Origin of the sequence: uncultured Aquabacterium sp. (assembly GCF_913773725.1) — a bacterium.
In the GTDB taxonomy this organism is placed as follows: domain Bacteria; phylum Pseudomonadota; class Gammaproteobacteria; order Burkholderiales; family Burkholderiaceae_C; genus Aquabacterium.
In genome coordinates this window covers 97,931-114,194 of sequence record NZ_CAJYGK010000053.1, presented here as the reverse complement: position 1 = coordinate 114,194, position 16,264 = coordinate 97,931, and the positions used below count along the sequence as shown (strand labels likewise).

The 16,264-nt window shown below is 70.9% G+C and carries 17 protein-coding genes; 10 read left to right on the top strand and 7 right to left on the bottom strand.

Annotated features, from left to right (window positions below; all coding sequences use genetic code 11):
• Nucleotides 1-56 precede the first annotated feature (56 nt).
• The 4 genes from QZ709_RS06385 (at nt 57) to QZ709_RS06370 (ending at nt 4,884) form a co-directional block, all read left to right on the top strand.
• On the top strand, nt 57-728 hold the full coding sequence (locus QZ709_RS06385) for an ABC transporter ATP-binding protein (protein WP_294636421.1): 672 nt from the start codon (nt 57-59) through the stop codon (nt 726-728).
• Nucleotides 725-3,319, top strand: a complete 2,595-nt coding sequence (locus tag QZ709_RS06380; RefSeq protein WP_294636420.1) for an FtsX-like permease family protein — start codon at nt 725-727, stop codon at nt 3,317-3,319. Before QZ709_RS06385 ends, QZ709_RS06380 begins: the two co-directional genes overlap by 4 nt.
• 35 nt (nt 3,320-3,354) lie before the next feature.
• Nucleotides 3,355-4,494: a carotenoid 1,2-hydratase gene (locus QZ709_RS06375; RefSeq protein ID WP_294636419.1), complete on the top strand. Its 1,140-nt coding sequence runs from the start codon at nt 3,355-3,357 to the stop codon at nt 4,492-4,494.
• Between the two features lie 135 nt (nt 4,495-4,629).
• Nucleotides 4,630-4,884 carry a hypothetical protein gene (locus QZ709_RS06370; protein ID WP_294636418.1) on the top strand — a complete coding sequence of 85 codons (255 nt, stop codon included), beginning with the start codon at nt 4,630-4,632 and terminating at the stop codon, nt 4,882-4,884.
• Here the strand turns inward: QZ709_RS06370 and QZ709_RS06365 are convergent.
• Together QZ709_RS06365 and arfB are read right to left on the bottom strand one after the other, a co-directional pair.
• Complete coding sequence (locus tag QZ709_RS06365) at nt 4,845-5,747, bottom strand: Sir2 family NAD-dependent protein deacetylase (protein WP_294636417.1); 903 nt, start codon at nt 5,745-5,747, stop codon at nt 4,845-4,847. The genes QZ709_RS06370 and QZ709_RS06365 overlap by 40 nt on opposite strands.
• 55 nt (nt 5,748-5,802) lie before the next feature.
• A complete protein-coding gene (gene arfB, locus QZ709_RS06360) occupies nt 5,803-6,201 on the bottom strand; it encodes an alternative ribosome rescue aminoacyl-tRNA hydrolase ArfB (RefSeq protein WP_294636416.1) in 399 nt (132 codons plus the stop codon).
• 79 nt (nt 6,202-6,280) lie between these two features.
• On the opposite strand from arfB, the gene QZ709_RS06355 reads away from it, so the two are divergent.
• The 3 genes from QZ709_RS06355 to chrA are packed head-to-tail and all read left to right on the top strand — an operon-like array spanning nt 6,281 to nt 9,555.
• Nucleotides 6,281-7,339, top strand: coding sequence for a diacylglycerol kinase family protein (locus QZ709_RS06355; protein WP_294636415.1), 1,059 nt, complete (start codon nt 6,281-6,283; stop codon nt 7,337-7,339).
• Between the two features lie 7 nt (nt 7,340-7,346).
• Nucleotides 7,347-8,162 carry a metallophosphoesterase gene (locus tag QZ709_RS06350; protein ID WP_294636414.1) on the top strand — a complete coding sequence of 272 codons (816 nt, stop codon included), beginning with the start codon at nt 7,347-7,349 and terminating at the stop codon, nt 8,160-8,162.
• Nucleotides 8,163-8,208: 46 nt separating this feature from the next.
• Nucleotides 8,209-9,555: a chromate efflux transporter gene (gene chrA, locus QZ709_RS06345; protein WP_294636494.1), complete on the top strand. Its 1,347-nt coding sequence runs from the start codon at nt 8,209-8,211 to the stop codon at nt 9,553-9,555.
• On the opposite strand, the gene QZ709_RS06340 is transcribed toward chrA, so the two are convergent.
• Nucleotides 9,545-10,135, bottom strand: coding sequence for a GNAT family protein (locus tag QZ709_RS06340; protein ID WP_294636413.1), 591 nt, complete (start codon nt 10,133-10,135; stop codon nt 9,545-9,547). The genes chrA and QZ709_RS06340 overlap by 11 nt on opposite strands.
• Before the next feature lie 151 nt (nt 10,136-10,286).
• On the opposite strand from QZ709_RS06340, the gene QZ709_RS06335 reads away from it, so the two are divergent.
• Both QZ709_RS06335 and QZ709_RS06330 read left to right on the top strand, forming a co-directional pair.
• The gene (locus QZ709_RS06335; protein WP_294636412.1) at nt 10,287-11,228 is read left to right on the top strand and encodes a lipase secretion chaperone; all 942 of its coding nucleotides are present in this window, start codon (nt 10,287-10,289) and stop codon (nt 11,226-11,228) included.
• Between the two features lie 25 nt (nt 11,229-11,253).
• Nucleotides 11,254-12,204 (top strand): triacylglycerol lipase, encoded by a 951-nt coding sequence (locus QZ709_RS06330; RefSeq protein WP_294636493.1) that lies wholly within the window; start codon nt 11,254-11,256, stop codon nt 12,202-12,204.
• A gap of 27 nt (nt 12,205-12,231) precedes the next feature.
• On the opposite strand, the gene alaC is transcribed toward QZ709_RS06330, so the two are convergent.
• A complete protein-coding gene (alaC, locus tag QZ709_RS06325) occupies nt 12,232-13,440 on the bottom strand; it encodes an alanine transaminase (RefSeq protein ID WP_294636411.1) in 1,209 nt (402 codons plus the stop codon).
• A gap of 109 nt (nt 13,441-13,549) precedes the next feature.
• Between alaC and QZ709_RS06320 the strand changes: the two genes are divergently transcribed.
• Nucleotides 13,550-14,056, top strand: a complete 507-nt coding sequence (locus QZ709_RS06320; RefSeq protein ID WP_294636409.1) for a YbaK/EbsC family protein — start codon at nt 13,550-13,552, stop codon at nt 14,054-14,056.
• 10 nt (nt 14,057-14,066) lie between these two features.
• Here QZ709_RS06320 and QZ709_RS06315 read toward each other — a convergent pair whose 3' ends face one another.
• The 3 genes from QZ709_RS06315 to QZ709_RS06305 all read right to left on the bottom strand — a co-directional run bounded on the left by QZ709_RS06315 (nt 14,067) and on the right by QZ709_RS06305 (nt 16,199).
• Entirely contained in the window at nt 14,067-14,345 is a 279-nt protein-coding gene (locus QZ709_RS06315) for a hypothetical protein (protein WP_294636408.1), read from the bottom strand.
• Nucleotides 14,346-14,367: 22 nt separating this feature from the next.
• Nucleotides 14,368-15,513 carry an alpha/beta hydrolase gene (locus QZ709_RS06310; RefSeq protein WP_294636407.1) on the bottom strand — a complete coding sequence of 382 codons (1,146 nt, stop codon included), beginning with the start codon at nt 15,511-15,513 and terminating at the stop codon, nt 14,368-14,370.
• A gap of 92 nt (nt 15,514-15,605) precedes the next feature.
• Nucleotides 15,606-16,199, bottom strand: a complete 594-nt coding sequence (locus QZ709_RS06305) for an HD domain-containing protein (RefSeq protein ID WP_294636406.1) — start codon at nt 16,197-16,199, stop codon at nt 15,606-15,608.
• Nucleotides 16,200-16,264: the final 65 nt, after the last annotated feature.

Here is a 16,264-nt window from a genome sequence, read left to right as displayed (position 1 = left end):
GCTGGCGTCGCGGTCTTGTCCCCACCCCTTGCCGGGCCCCGGTTGCAGAGGCCGATATGCTCACGCCCATGCTCGACGTCCGCCAGCTGGCCAAACGCTATGGCCCCGACCCTGTTTTCTCCCAGGTCGACCTGCAGGTCGCGCCGGGCCAGTTCGTCGCCATCGTGGGCGAATCCGGCGTCGGCAAATCGACGCTGCTGAACGCTCTGGCGGGGCTCGACACCGTCTCGGAAGGCACGATCACCGTGCTGGGCACGCCCATCACCACGCTCGACGAGGCCGCCCAGGCCCTGTTCCGCCGCCAGCACCTGGGCTTCGTCTTCCAGGCCTTCCATGTGCTGCCCCACCTCGATGTGGCGCAGAACGTCGCCCTGCCCTTGATGCTGCTGGGCCAGCAGGACGATGCCCGGGTGGCACAGGCGCTGGATGATGTCGGGCTGGCCGGCCTGGGCGCCCGGCTGCCGCAGCAACTTTCGGGCGGGCAGTTGCAGCGCGTGGCGATCGCGCGGGCCCTGGTGCACCGTCCGGCCCTCATCCTGGCGGACGAGCCCACCGGCAACCTCGACCCGCGCACCGCCGAACAGGTCATGGGCGTGCTGGTGGCCCAGACCCGGCAACACGGCGCAGCCTGCGTGATGGTCACCCACTCCGAGGCCGCCGCGGCCCGTGCGGACCGGGTGCTGCGACTGACGCCCACGGGCCTGATCGAACTGCGCGGGTCGGCATGATGGCCGCCCCCTCTCCGCTGGGCCGCCTGCTGCGCGCCTTTTCCTGGCCCGAACTGCGACACCACGGGCTGCGGCACGCCACCGCGGTGCTGGCCGTGACCTTGGGCGTGGCCCTGGCTTTTTCGGTGCAGCTGATCAACAGCTCGGCGCTCAGCGAGTTCAGCGCGGCCGTGCGCAGCGTCAACGGCCAGGCCGATCTGACACTGCGGGCCGCCAGCGGCGGCTTTGCCGAGGCCTTGTATGCCAGGGTCGCGGCCCACCCCCAGGTGGCGCTGGCCAGCCCGGTGGTGGAGGTGCGCACCCGCGCGCGCCGGCCGGGCCAGAATCCGGCTCAGGCCGTGAGCTTGCAGATCCTCGGGCTTGACACCCTGGTTGCGGCCCCGCTGGCCCCATCGCTGATGCCCCGACAGGCGCCACAAACCGAGGTGCCGGCCAAGGAAGCGGGTGCCGACGACGGACGCTTCACGCTGCTGCAGCCGGACGCGGTGTCATTGAACGCCGCCGCCCGGCGCACCCTGGGCGTGCAGGCCGGTGACGTCATTGAGGTCCAGGCCGGCCTGCGCTGGCAGCGCCTGCGGGTGGTCGGCACGGTCAGCGCAGGCGGCGCCGCACTCGGGGTGATGGACATCGCCGGAGCACAGCAGGTTTTCGCCCAGTTCGGTCGCCTGCAGCGGCTGGACCTCAAGCTGGTGGACGGCGCCCGTCCCGCCGACGTGCGGACGGCACTGGACCTGCCGCCCGGCGTGAGCGCCGATGCCAGCGAGGACGCCGGCGAGCGGGTGTCCAACGTGTCGAGCGCCTACCGCATCAACCTCACCGTGCTGGCCCTGGTTGCGCTGTTCACCGGGGCCTTTCTCGTGTTCTCCATCCTGTCGCTGTCGGTGGCCAAACGCCAGCAGCAGTTCGCCCTGCTGGGCGTGCTGGGCCTCGGCGCGCGTGAGCGGCTGCAGCTGGTGCTGGCCGAATCGGCGCTGATCGGCGTGGTGGGATCGGCGCTGGGGCTGGCCCTGGGCACGGGACTGGCGGCCGCGGCGCTGCGGCTGCTGGCAGGCGACCTGGGCGGCGGCTACTTCCCTGGCATCGCGCCCACCCTCCAATGGTCTCCCGGTGCGGCGGCGCTGTATGGGGGTCTGGGCATCGTCGCCGCGCTCGCCGGTGGCTGGCTGCCGGCCCGCGCCGCACAGCGGCTGGCACCGGCCCAGGCGCTCAAAGGGTTGGGCGAACTGGGCGGGGCCGGACGGTCCGCGTGGATCGGGCCCGGCCTGCTGATCGCCGGCACCGGAATGGCCCTGCTGCCGCCGGTCGGTGGGGTGCCGCTGTGGGCCTACCTGGCCGTGGCGGCCATCCTGATGGGCGGCATCGCCTGCGTGCCGGCCGCCGTCGGCGCCATGCTGGGCACCTTGCCGGCCCCCCGCCACCCGGCCGCGTTGCTGGCCATGGAACGGGCCCGGCGCATGCGCCACACCGCCACGGTCGCCATCGCTGGGGTCGTGGCCAGCCTCAGCCTGTCGGTGGCGCTCACGGTGATGGTGGCCAGCTTCCGCGAGTCGGTCACCCAATGGCTGGATGTGGTGCTGCCGGCCGACCTGTATGCGCGCACGGCCACCAGCAGCGACCATACCGACACCCTGAACCTCGGCCCCGCGCTGCTGGACGGCATCCGCGCGCTGCCGGGGGTGCGCCGGGCCGAGGGCGTGCGCGTGGTCGACCTCCGGCTCGACCCGGCCCAGCCAGCGATTGCCCTGATCGCGCGCCCGTTGGCGGATCCGGCACGCGACCTGCCGCTGGTGGGGCAGGCGTGGCCGACCCGCGCGCTGCAACCGGGCGAAGTGGGGGCCTGGGTGAGCGAGGCCATGGTCGACCTGTACGGCGCCCGCCCGGGCACCCGCCTGCTGTTGCCCCTGCGCGCAGGCCAGCCGCCTGTGGCCACGCGCGTGCTCGGCGTGTGGCGCGACTATGCCCGTCAGCAGGGCGCCGTGGTGCTGACCGAGTCCGACTACCAGCGCCTGACCGATGACCGCGCGCTCAACGACCTGGCGCTGTGGCTGACTCCGGAGGCCCGCACCGACGTGCTGCAGACCCGCATCCGGGCGCTGGCCAGCCAGCAAGGACTGGACGGCGCGCTGCTCGAGTTCGCCGAACCCCGGCAGATCCGGGAGGTCACGCTGCGCATCTTCGACCGCAGCTTTGCCGTGACCTACTGGCTGCAGGCGGTGGCCATCGGCATCGGCCTGTTCGGCACGGCGGCCAGCTTCTCGGCGCAGGTGCTGGCTCGGCGCAAGGAGTTCGGCCTGCTGGGCCACCTGGGCTTCACCCGGCGGCAGATCCTGGCCACCGTGGCGGGCGAAGGCGCGGCGCTGACGGGCGTGGGGGCGCTGCTGGGCCTCGGGCTGGGGGTGGCGGTGAGCGTGGTGCTGGTGCACGTGGTCAACCCGCAAAGCTTTCACTGGACCATGGACCTGATGCTGCCCGGCTGGCGCCTGGCCGCCCTGTGTGCCAGCGTGGTGGCCGCCGGCACGCTGACCGCCTGGCTGGCCGGGCGCGCCGCCGCAGGCCATGACGCCGTGATGGCGGTGAAGGAGGACTGGTGATGGGCGTGTCACGCCGCATGCATCTGGCTCACATCATGAGCCTGTCTGCAGGATGGAGCCTGTTGCCGAGCCGAACCCTGGCCGCGCAGGAAAGCGCAGCCGTGCCGGCCGACGGCCGCTCGCCGGAAGACATCCCGAAGCCCGGCCGCGCGCTGCGCTTTCCGCGCGACTTCGGCGCCCACCCGGGCAGCCGCACCGAATGGTGGTACCTGACCGGCTCGCTGCAGACCGAGGGCGAGGCCCCGCGGCGCTTCGGTTTTCAGATCACCTTCTTCCGCTCACGCACCGACGTGGCCCCCGGCAACCCGAGCGCCTTTGCGCCACACCAGCTGCTGTTCGCCCATGCTGCGGTCACCGACCTGGCTGGCCGGCGCCTGCTGCACGACCAGCGCCTGGCCCGCGCCGGCTTCGGCCTGGCGGAGGCCAGCACGCGGGACACCGCCGTGCGCCTGCGCAACTGGACCCTGCGGCGCGAAGGCCCGCCCGAGCAGAGCCGCTACCTCGGTCACATCGAGGCCGGCGATTTCGTGCTCGACCTGCGCTTCACACAGACCCAGCCCGTGCTGCTGCAGGGCCAGGCCGGCTTTTCCCGCAAGGGGCCTGACGTGACCCAGGCCAGCCACTACTACTCGCACCCCCAACTGCGGGCGACCGGGCACCTGACGCTCAAGCGGCCCACCGGCCAGAGCAGCCCACCGCGCGAGGCCGTGGCTGTCACGGGCCTGGCATGGATGGACCACGAATGGAGCGAGACCGTGATGCACCCCGATGCCGTGGGGTGGGACTGGATCGGCATGAACCTGGCCGACGGCAGCGCCCTGACGGCCTTCCGTCTGCGGCGTGCCGATGGCAGCACGCTGTGGACGGGCGGCAGCTGGCGGGCACCGGGCCAGCCCGCGCGGGCCTTCACCCATGGCGAGGTGCAGTTCGCGCCGGGCCGCGTGTGGCGCAGCCCGGCCACCGGGGCCGCCTATCCCGTCAGCTGGACCCTCACACTGCCGCAAGGGCGTCGCTACACCGTGCAGGCCGAACTGGACAACCAGGAGCTCGACAGCCGGGGCAGCACCGGCAGCGTCTACTGGGAAGGGCTGAGCGTGCTGCGCGACGCCACCGGGCAGGCGGTGGGCAGCGGGTATCTGGAGATGACGGGTTACGCCAGCCGCCTGGCCCTCTGAGCCGCAACACGCCCGGGTACCGCGGGGTTCCCCGGTCTTGTGCCCGGCTCCTGATCGGCATTCAATGGCGTTTCGCGTGGCATCCCTCACGATTTGCTGCCCTCAGCGGCCACGCCATCCCCCTCAGGAGGCGCCGTGGAAACTGTGCATGCCCCTTCCGCGTGGCGACGCTCGCGCGTCATGGCCACCGTGGCCTGTGCCCTGGGCCTGATGGCCGCCATCTGGGCCGGCTTCACCGGGCACCTGCCCATGGCCGCGGTATTGAGCCTGTCGGCAGCGCTGTTGCTGCCGCGGTCACTGCTCGGGCGCGGCGCCCGCCGGCAGCGGCCTCCCAGCGCGCCTGCCGCCGATCAGTCCGCGTCCAAACCAGACTGGCGACGGGTCGCCTGATCCAGGCGGGCATCGAGTGCCTGCAGGGCGGCCAGGGCCCCCATGGGCAGGCCCACGTCCAGCGGGCTGGGCACCGCTGGCTCGCGCAGGTTGATGCGCACCAGGCGCCCCCCCAGTTGCTGCACCACGGCGTGGCTGAAACGGCGCACCGTCGGTACCGCCGTGCCGGCGCCCAGTTCCACCACCACCGGGCGGCTGACCTGTGCCAGCCAACGTCGCAGTCGATCGGACTGGGCCGACTCCCGGTCATCCACCCAGCCACCATCCCCGAACATCAGGATGTTCGGGCGCGCCAACCCACCGCATCGCGGGCAGGTGGGCGGCGCGTTGCGCAGCAGGCAGGCGTCGTCGTCCACATCGGGCACAAAGGCATCGGCCGGCCAGATGGCGTCGCTGCACGGGCCCAGGCACTGCAGATGGTGGATGGAGCCGTGGCACTCGTGCACGGCCTCCGCGTCGAACCCCGCCTTCTGAAACTGGCCATCGACATTGCTGGTGAACACCCGCACGCCCTGCAGCATGCCCTCGCCCCAGCGTTTCAGGATGCCGAAGCCGGCATGCGGCGCGGTGGCGCGGTACAACGCCAGCCGATGGCCGTAAAAGCCCCAGGCCAGCCCCGGGCGGCGATGAAAGGTGTCCGGCGAAGCGGCGCCGTAGAAATCGATGCGGGCCCGGCCCAGCGCCGGGTAGGCCTTCCAGAAGCCTTCGTTGCCGCGGAAGTCCGGCAGGCCTGAATCGATGCCCATGCCGGCACCGGCCGCCACGATCAGGGCGTCGGCCTGGGCGAGCAACTCGGCGGCATGGTCCAGGGCCGCGGCAAGGTCGGGCGCTGGCGGGGTGGGGTCCGGATCGGAGGGGTCCATGGGAACGGTCTGCGTCACAACGGGAGATCGGACGGCATGCCCGGGGGCCGCGGCCTCACCACGTGAGCTTACCGCGCCCGGCCTTGACCTCGGCGCGCACCGCCTTGCCCTTCAGGCGGCGCTGCTTCGAGCCCAGCGTAGGCCGCGTGGCCCGGCGCGCCTTCTGCACCACGCTCGCTTCGGCCACCATCGCTTCCAGGCGCGCCAGCGCTTCGGCCTTGTTCTGGGCCAGGCTGCGGGCCGATTGCGCCTTGATCACGATGACCCCGTCCTTGCTGATGCGCTGGTCGCCCAGCGCCAGCAGCCGGGCCTTGATGGCCTCGGGCAGGGAGGAAGCCATCACGTCGAAGCGAAGGTGCACGGCGTTCGACACCTTGTTCACGTTCTGCCCGCCCGGGCCTTGCGCCCGGATGGCGATGAACTCCACTTCGTGATGGGCAACCGTGGTCGACATGGGGGCTCTCCAGGATCGGCATCATAGGACGGCCTGCGGGCATGCCGTTTGCCGCCCGGGGGTGCACCCAGGAACCCCGATGCCCGTCACACCGCCTCCCCTGCTGCGCGCCGATCTGCCTCGAATGGCGCAGGCGCCGGCGTGCACGCCGGCCGAGCCGCTCGGGTCGGGTGGGGCTCCTGGCAGCGGGTGGCCCCAGCCGGATGACGGTGCCGCCCTCCTGTCCGACGCCCCGCTGCACATCGTGCTGAACCCGGGCTCGGGCCGCCCGGACAGCGCGGACTGCATGGCCACGCTGCGCCAGGTGCTGGACGCGGCAGGCCGCCGCTACGAACTGCACGCCCTGCGCCACCCGCGCGAGTTGGCGCGCGCCGGCCGGCGCGCCGTCGATGCGGCACGCGCCAGCGGCGGCGCCGTGGTGGCGGCCGGCGGGGACGGCACGGTCAACGCGCTGGCCGCACTGGTGCTGCCCACCGGTCTGCCGTTCGGGGTGTTGCCACAAGGCACGTTCAACTATGTGGCCCGCGCTCACGGCATTCCGACCGACACCGAAGCCGCCCTGCAAGGGCTGTTGAATGCCCGCATCCAGCCGGTGCGCGTCGGCCTGGTGAACGGCCGGCCCTTCCTGGTCAATGCCAGCATGGGACTGTACGCGCGGGCGCTCGATGACCGGGAGGAGATCAAGGGCCGGCTCGGGCGCAGCCGCCCGGTCGCCATGCTGGCCGGCCTGCTGACCGTGCTGCGCCCGCATCGCAACTGGGTGATCCAGCTCGAGGTGGATGGCCAGGCCACGACCGTCGTCACCCCCACCCTGTTTGTCGGCAACAACGCGCTGCAGCTCCAGCAACTGGGGCTGGATGCAGCCGCACAGCCCGGTGAGGACCAGCTGATGGCCATCATGACGGCCCCCATGAGCCGCATGCAGATGCTCGGTCTGCTGCTGCGCGGTGCAGCCGGCCGGCTTGCCGAAGCGGAAGCCGTGACCTGCCTGCCGTTTCACACCCTGACCCTCAGCCCGCGCCTGCCCCGCAAGCCACGGCGACTCAAGGTCGCCACGGACGGCGAAACCACCTTCATGCAGACCCCGCTGCGCTTCACGGTGGCGCCGCAGCGGCTGCAGTTGCTCGTGCCGGCATGAGGGCGGCATGCCGGTGCTGCTGCAGATGTCCGACACCCACTTCGGGACCGAGTGCCCCGCAGCACTCGAGGCCCTGGCCGCCTTGTGGGCGCAAGAGCAACCCGAGGTGCTCGTCTGGTCGGGCGACATCACCCAGCGTGCCCGCGGGGCCGAGTTCGACGCCGCACGGCGCTTCCATGCCCGCCTGCGTCCGCGCCACACGGTCTGCGTCCCGGGCAACCACGACATCCCGCTGTTCAACCTGCCGGCGCGCCTGCTCGATCCCTACCGCCGCTACCACCGGGCGTTCGGCCCCCCGGACGATGTCTGCCTGTCCCTGCCCGACCTGCTGGTGCTCGGCGTCAACACCACACGGGCATGGCGGCACAAGCACGGTGAGGTGTCGGCCGCCCAGGTGGAGCGCGTGGCCGCCCGCCTGCGCCGCGGCACGCCCGGCCAACTCCGGGTGGTCGTGGTGCACCAGCCCCTGTGGGTGACCCAGCCGCAGGACCGACGCAACCTCCTGCGCGGCCATGCCCGCGCCCTGTCCTGCTGGGCCGAGGCGGGCATGCAGGTGGTGCTCAGCGGCCACATCCACCTGCCGTCCATCCATCCGATCGCGCGCGCTGGCGCAGCGCCTTTTGCCGCACCTGTGTGGAACGTCCAGGCAGGCACCGCGGTGTCCCGCCGGGTGCGCGGCCACGCGCCCAACTCCGTCAACCTGATCCGCCTGGGGCAGGGCTCGGCCACCGACGCCGTCATCGAGCGCTGGGACTTCGACCACCAGGCAGCGGCATTCCGGCGCGTCGAGGCCCATGCCATGGCCGCCCCCCTGATGCCGTGATGCGCCCTGACACACGGCGGGACGACAATGGCGGCGTATGACGCCCATGCCGCCCGCCACACCACCCGCTCCACCCACCTTCCGCGAAGCCGTGGCCTACTGGCTGCGGCTGGGATTTCTGAGCTTCGGTGGCCCGGCGGGCCAGATCGCGCTGATGCACGACGACCTGGTGGAGCGCCGGCGCTGGATCTCCGAGCGGCGCTTTCTGCATGCACTGAACTACTGCATGGTGCTGCCCGGCCCCGAGGCCCAGCAGCTCGCAACCTACATCGGCTGGCTGATGCACCGCACCTGGGGCGGCCTCGTCGCAGGCGGGCTCTTCGTGCTGCCGTCCTTGCTGATCCTGATCGCGCTGTCGTGGGTCTACCTGGCGTGGGGGCATGTGCCGGCGGTGGCCGCAGCCCTGTACGGCATCAAGCCGGCCGTCACCGCCATCGTGGTCTCGGCCGCGGTGCGCATCGGCAAACGCACCCTGCGCAACGCCTGGTTGTGGGGCATCGCGGCCGCGGCCTTCGTCGCCATCTTCGCCGCCGGCCTGCCTTTCCCCCTGATCGTGATCGCGGCTGGCCTGATCGGCCACCTGGGCGGGCGGGTGGCCCCCGCCGCCTTCACCGCCAGCGCGGGCCACGGACAGGCCGGTGGGCCTCACGCACCGGCCGTCATCGACGACACGACGCCCGTGCCGAGCCATGCCCGCTTCACCTGGGCGCGCTTTGCGCGGGTGCTGGCGGCAGGCCTCGGCCTGTGGGCCCTCGGCATGGGCGCGCTGACGCTGCTGCTCGGCTGGCAGGCCGTGCTCACGCAGATGGCCTGGTTCTTCACCAAGGCAGCGCTGCTGACCTTCGGCGGTGCGTATGCGGTGCTGCCTTACGTCTATCAGGGTGCGGTCGACCACTTCCAATGGCTCACCGCCGGGCAGATGATCGATGGCCTGGCGTTGGGCGAGACCACGCCGGGGCCGCTCATCATGGTGGTGTCCTACGTCGGCTTCGTCGGCGGCTGGACCCACGCCCTGTTCGGCCCCGACGCCCTGCCGCTGGCCGGCATCGCGGCCGCCTGCGTGGTCACGCTGTTCACCTTCCTGCCGTCGTTCTGCTTCATCTTCCTCGGCGCGCCCTTCATCGAGTCCACGCACGGCAAGCTCGCCTTCACCGCGCCGCTGACCGGCATCACCGCCGCGGTCGTCGGCGTCATCGTGAACCTGGCGCTGTTCTTTGGGTGGCACGTGCTGTGGCCGGCAGGCTGGTCGGGCCCGTTCGAATGGCCCGCCGCGGTCATCGGGGTGCTGGCGGCCGTGGCGTTGATCCGCTTTCAGACCAGCGTGATCAAGGTGGTGCTGGTGTCGGCGGCAGCCGGGCTGGTCGTGCGCCTGCTGCCCGGGCTCATGACCTGAGTGCCATCTTCGCTTCCAGGCCGGCCTTGACCTGCGGCCACTCGGCGGCGGTGATGCTGAAGATCACCGAGTTGCGCACAAAGCCGTCGCGCATGACCATGTGGCTGCGCAGCAGCCCTTCCTGAACCGCGCCCAGCCGCGCGATGGCCTGACGCGACCGCGTGTTGCGCTCGTCGGTCAGGAGTTCGACCCGGTTGCAGCCCCACACCTCGAAGGCGTGGGTCAGCATCAGGCACTTTGCCTCGGTGTTGATCGCCGTGCGCTGGGCCGACGCGGCCAGGAACGTGAAGCCGATCTCGACGCGGCGGTGGGCCGCCTCGATGTTGCGAAAGCGCGTGCTGCCCACCACACGGCCTGTGGCCGCGTCCACCGTGGCAAAGGCCAGTTCGCGCCCTGCGGCGAACGCCGCCTCGGCGTTTGCCAGCAGGCCCGCCACCTCCGCCGGGGGCGGCACAAAGGTGAAGGGCAGTTCCCACAAACGCCCGTCTTCGATCGCCAGCGCAAGACCGGGCAGGTGAGAGGCCACCAGCGGCTCCAGCCGCACATGCCGTCCCACCAGCGCCACCTTATCGATCTTCATTCAACCCACCTCGTCTTTTTTCTGCCGATCACGCCAGCATGCACCAAAACCTGGTGCCAAGCGCCCCGGATCCAGGGACTTTGCCTGATGTGCGGGGGCGCCCGCCTGGGGCTGAATAGCCGGTGACGCACCGTACCACGCCCACACCCGCATGCCCTCCGTCCATCCCGCCGTGCACCTGACACCCGCTCGTCGACACCGCCTGCCGTGGCTCTGGGCCACCGTGGTGCTGAGTGGCGCCGCGATGCTGGCATGGCACGCCGCACGGCCTGACGACACGGCCGGCCACGCCAGCCCCGGTGCGGCCGAGACGCCCTGGCTGGCCCCCAGCCTCGCGGGCACCGAGCCCGATGGCCAGGTGCACGCAGGTGGCGGCCAACTGAGGCTGAGCCCCGAGCTGCTGCGCCGCTTCGATTACTGGCTGACCACGTATGGCGAACGGCCGCTCGAAGCCATCGACGCCGACGTGCGCAGGGACCTGGCCGGCGAACTGAACGCCGAGGCGCAGGCTCAGGCCATGAGCCTGTGGAAGGCCTATGTGGCCTTCAAGGCCGAACTGGCCCGCCTGCCCGCGCTGCCGAGTGGCTCGCTCGAGGCCGAGAGCCTGAGCCGTCAGGTGCAGGCCGTGCGCGCCGTGCGGGCCCGCCACTTCACCCCCGCCCAGGTGCAGGCCTTGTTTGCCCAGGACGATGCCGACGACGACCTGGCGCTGGCTCGTCTGCGCATCCAGCAGGACAGCACGCTGAGCGCCGGCGAGCGCAGCCGTCGACTCACGGACCTGCAGGCCCGCCTGACGCCAGCCCAGCGCGAGACGGAAGCCGCCCCGCTGCTGCACCAGACGGTGCGCGAGGCCGTGGAGGCCGCCCGCGCCCGCGGTGCCGATGCCGCCGAGGTGCAGGCCATCCGCACCCGCCTGGTCGGCCCGGAAGCCGCGGCCCGCCTGGCCGCACTCGATGACGCCGAAGCCGCCTGGCAGGCCCGCGTGCAGCGCTACCGCCACCTGCTGCAACACGATCCCCAAGAAGCGGCCGCCCACAAGGCCGCGCAGTTCAGCGAGACGGAACAGCTCCGCCTGGCTGCCTACGAGCCCTGACCCCGAAGAGGAGACAACCCTGATGATGAAGCGCACCCTGACCCGCGTGGTGGCCGCCCTGACCATCGCCACCGGCACCCTGACCGCCATGGCGCCCGCCCAGGCGCAGACGGGCACCTACACGCAGACGCGTTACCCGGTCGTGCTGGTGCATGGCCTGTTCGGCTTCGACTCGCTGGCCGGCTCGCTCGACTATTGGTACAAGATCCCGCAGGCCCTGCGTGCGGGCGGTGCCCAGGTCTACGTGGCCAAGGTGTCGGCCGCCAACTCGACCGAGGTGCGCGGCGAGCAGCTGCTGACGCAGGTGCGCGAGATCCTCGCGATCTCGGGTGCGAAGAAGGTCAACCTGATCGGCCACAGCCACGGCGGCCCGACCACGCGCTACGTGGCGGGGGTCGCTCCGGAGATCGTCGCGTCCGTCACCAGCATCGGCGGCGTGAACCGCGGCTCGGCCGTGGCCGATGCGCTGCTCAAGATCGCCCCGGACGGCTCGCCCTTGAACGGGACCCTGGCCGGTGCAGTGGACAGCACGCTGGTCGCCCTGATCGAAAAGCTTGCCGGCCAGCCTGCGCTGCCGCGTGATTCGGGCGCCGCACTGGTGTCGCTCAGCACCGCCGGCAGCGCGAAGTTCAACCAGCGCTTCCCCGCCGGTGTGCCCACCAGCGGCTGCGGCGACGGCGAGCACGTGGTCAAGGGCGTCCGCTACTACTCGTGGGGCGGCAACCGCACGCTCACCAACCCGCTCGACATCAGCGACCCGCTGTTGGCCGCCACGGGCCTGCTCTTCAAGGGCGAACCGAACGACGGCCTGGTGGCCGCGTGCTCGATGAACCTGGGCAAGGTCATCCGCACCGACTACCGCATGAACCACCTCGACGAGGTCAACCAGGTGCTGGGCCTGGTCAGCCTGTTCGAGACCAACCCGGTCGAGGTGTTCCGTCAGCACGCCAACCGGCTGAAGAACGCGGGCCTCTGAGCCCGCACACGCCGGCCTGGCGCGAGGTCAGGCCGGCGTCACCCCGTCGGCCTTGAACATCGTCTTGATGCCACGGATGGCCTGGCGGATGCGCGATTCGTTTTCGATCAGCGCAAACCGCACATGGTCGTCGCCGTGGTCACCGAAGCCGATGCCGGGTGACACGCACACCTTGGCCTTCTCCAGCATCTGGCGCGCGAACTCGATCGAGCCCAGGTGCTGGTAGGCCTCGGGGATCTTCGCCCAGATGTACATCGAAGCCTTCGGCTTGTCGACCATCCAGCCCGCCTCGTGCAGCCCCTTGACCAGCACGTCGCGGCGCTTCTGGTACTGCGCGGCGATGTCCTTCACGCACTGCTGATCGCCTTCCAGCGCGGCAATGGCAGCCACCTGCAGCGGCGTGAAGGTGCCGTAGTCGTGGTAGCTCTTGATGCGAGCCAGTGCGGCCACCAGATCCGGGTTGCCGACCATGAAGCCGATGCGCCAGCCCGCCATGTTGTAGCTCTTGCTGAGCGTGAAGAACTCGACCGCGATGTCCTTGGCGCCGGGCACCTGCATGATCGACGGGGCCGTCCAGCCGTCGTAGACGATGTCGGCATAGGCCAGGTCGTGCACGACGAAGATGTCGTGCTTCTTCGCCAGCGCCACCACGCGCTCGAAGAAATCCAGCTCCACGCACTGCGCCGTCGGATTGGATGGGAAGCCGAGGATCATCATCTTCGGCTTGGGGTAGCTGCCGCGGATGGCCTTTTCCAGTTCGGCAAAGAAGTCCACGCCCGGCACCAGCGGCACCGAGCGGATGTCGGCCCCGGCGATCACGGCGCCATAGATGTGAATGGGGTACGACGGGTCGGGCACGAGCACGGTGTCGCCGCGGTCCAGCGTCGCCAGCATCAGGTGCGCCAGGCCTTCTTTCGAGCCGATGGTGACGATGGCCTCCTTGTCGGCATCGATGTCGACGTCGTAGCGGTCCTTGTACCAGTGCGAGATCGCGCGGCGCAGACGCGGGATGCCCTTCGAGGCCGAGTAGCCGTGGGTGTCGGGCCGCTGGGCCACTTCGGTGAGCTTGGCGACGATGTGCATTGGCGTGGCCCCGTCGGGGTTGCCCATGCTCATGTCGATGATGTCTTCCCCGCGGCGGCGGGCGGCCAGCTTGAGTTCGGCCGTGATGTTGAAGACGTAGGGGGGAAGGCGGTCGATGCGCGCAAAGCGGCGCTTGCCCGTCAGAGAGGACATGGTGTGGTCTTTCACGTGAGCGCCCGGAACCGTCCGAGCGACGTGACCGCGCAATGTGGCGCAGCCCGCAGCCATCCTAGCCGAAGTGCTGGCAGCGATAATCCCCCGCATGTGTGGAGCCGAAGTCAAACCCCTGTCCGACAGCGTGCGCCGCGTGTGCACGCTGCTTGAAACCCTGGGCCACCCCCATCTGCCGATCGCGCTCGACGACGCCGCGCACACCGCGCAGCAGGCGGCCGATGCGCTGGGCGTGTCGCTGGGTCAGATCGCCAAGAGCATCATCTTTCGCCTCAAGCCTGATGACCGCGCCGTGCTGGTCGTGACCAGCGGCGACCGCCGGGTCGACGAGCACAAGGTGCAGGCGCTGGTGTGCGGTGCGGGCCAGTCGCTGGGCCGCGCGAATGCCGAGTTCGTGAAGGCGCGCACGGGCTTCACGATCGGTGGGGTGTCGCCGCTGGGGCATGTCGAACCGCCGGTGGTGCTGCTCGATGAAGAGCTGGGCCGCTTCGATGTGATCTGGGCGGCGGCCGGCCACCCCAACGCGGTCTTCAAGCTGACGCTGGCCGACCTGGTGGCGTGGACGCAGGCGCCCGTGGTGGATGTGACGGTGCGCTGACGCCCGGCGATCAAGCCAGGGTCTTCGGCGGATTGCCCTTGTCGGGCGGGCCGCCCCGGTGCGATTTGGTCCAGCTGTAGTCGGCCGGGCGTTCGTCGCTGACGCCCGCGAGGCCGACGTGGTCGCCCAGCTCGGTGCTGATGACCACGTGGCGGTGCAGGGGCTGGCCCTCGGCACTGCGCGCCTTGCGCTGCGCTTCGGCAAAGGCCAGCGCCTCGGACAGTTCCCCATCCGCAAAGCCCTGCACGCCCGGGCCTTGCTCGCTCAACCAGTAGACGACGATGCTCATGCCGCGATCATCGCACCTCCGCTCAGGCGGCCGGCTGCAAGCCGATGTCTTCGGGGGCCACACGGGCGGGCGCGGCCAGGTCCACCGGCGTGTCGGGCGTGACCAGCGACGACACCTCGCGCACGGCGTCGAACACGGCATCGGGATCGGTGTGATGCACCATGTGGCCGGCCCCCGGCACGATGTGCAGCCGGGACTGCGGCAGGCGGTCCTGCACGCGCTTTGAATGCCAGCCGGAGGTGATGAGCCGGTCGTGTTCCCCCGCCACCAGCACCACGGGCACTTGAAGGCGGCTGTGCCGCGCACGCTGCACGACAGACGACGGGATCAGCATCGCGGCCTCGGCTGCCGCGGTCTGGATCGACAGCGGGCGCAACGTCATCCACTTCGGGTAGCGCGCGTTGAAATCCCGACGCACCGCGCTGTCGCCGGGTGAGAACACGCGCCACATCGTCGGCCCCCAGATCGCCCGCGACAACAGCGGCGACAAGGTGTTCGCCATCAGCGGCCCCAGCAAGGGCAGGGCCGGCAAGCTGTTGATCAGCACGTCGAAGCGTGGCGCGGGCGTGTAGTAGCCGCCCACCAGCACCAGGCCCTTGAGCTCGCTCGGCGCCTGCTCCGCCATGGCCACCGCCACCAGCGTGGCCCAGGAATGGGCGAGCACCACGGGACGGTGCACGCCCAGCAAGGTCAGCGCCTGCAAGAACAGCCGGGCCTGCTCATCGGGTGTGTAAAGGCGGCCGGACGGGCGGGTGCTGTGCCCGTAGCCCGGGCGGTCGAACACGAACACGTGATACTGCCGAGCGGCGCGCTCCACCAGCCCGCTCATCTCCATCTCCTGACCCATCATGCCCATGCCGTGCAGCAGCACCAGCGGCGGCGCAGCCGGGTCGCCATGCCGGGTGTAGTGCAGGCGCACACCGTCCACTTCGACGAAGTGCCCGGTCGGCGGGTTCTCGGCTTCCACCCGCGTGCGCTGGCGGTTCACGTACCAGGCGCTGGCTCCCAGGGCGGCCATGGCCCCCAGCGCCACAGCCCAGGTGGACGGCCGCGCAGCCGCACGGCGTACCGACCGCGCCGCCGGCTGAAGGGCGGCTGCCGCATCGTGCAGGCGGGCGACCGGGACGGATCCGCGCACGGATCCACGCGTGAGAGGGGACAGGGACATGACGGCTCCTCTGAAGGGTTCAGGATCCCGTCGTCCGGCAAACCGGATGCCTGCCGAGCTTCCACCCGCCTCAGGACGAGGCGCGGGCAGGCTCAGCTTTCGAGTGCGCGCTGATACAGGCTGCGCTTCGGCGCCGCGAACACGCGCCGCACCATGGGCTCGAAGAACTCGAGGGGCAGCGTCTCGGCCTCGGGGTCGAAGGCCGCCGCGTCGTAGCGCTCGCAGAAATGCGCGGTGCGGCGGTAGAGCTCGGTCTGGTCCTTGAAGCGCTCGCGCAGATTGCGGTCCATGCCCAGGTGGTGGAAAAAGTAGTAGCCCTGGAAGATGCCGTGGTGGGCCACCATCCAGTGGTTTTCCTCGCTCACGAAGGGCTGCAGGATGACGGCCGCCACGTCCGCATGGTTGTAGCTGCCCAGCGTGTCGCCGATGTCGTGCAGCAGCGCGCACACCACGTACTCCTCGTCCTGCCCATCGCGGTGGGCCAGCGTGGCCGTCTGCAGGCAGTGCGTGAGCCGGTCAACCGGGAAGCCGCCGAAGTCGCCATCGAGCAGCTTCAGGTGCGTCAGCACGCGGCCGGGCAGCTCGCGGGCGTAGGCGCCGAACTCGCGCGCGATCACGGCCCAGTCTTCGGGCGTGCCGTCGCGCATGTGGTGGAAGGTGGCAGTGGGGGGCGCAGCAAGGGTCATGCGCCCACTGTGCGCCGGCGACGCAGCCGCTTCAACCGGGAAAGCCAGCACCCCCGGGTCAAGTC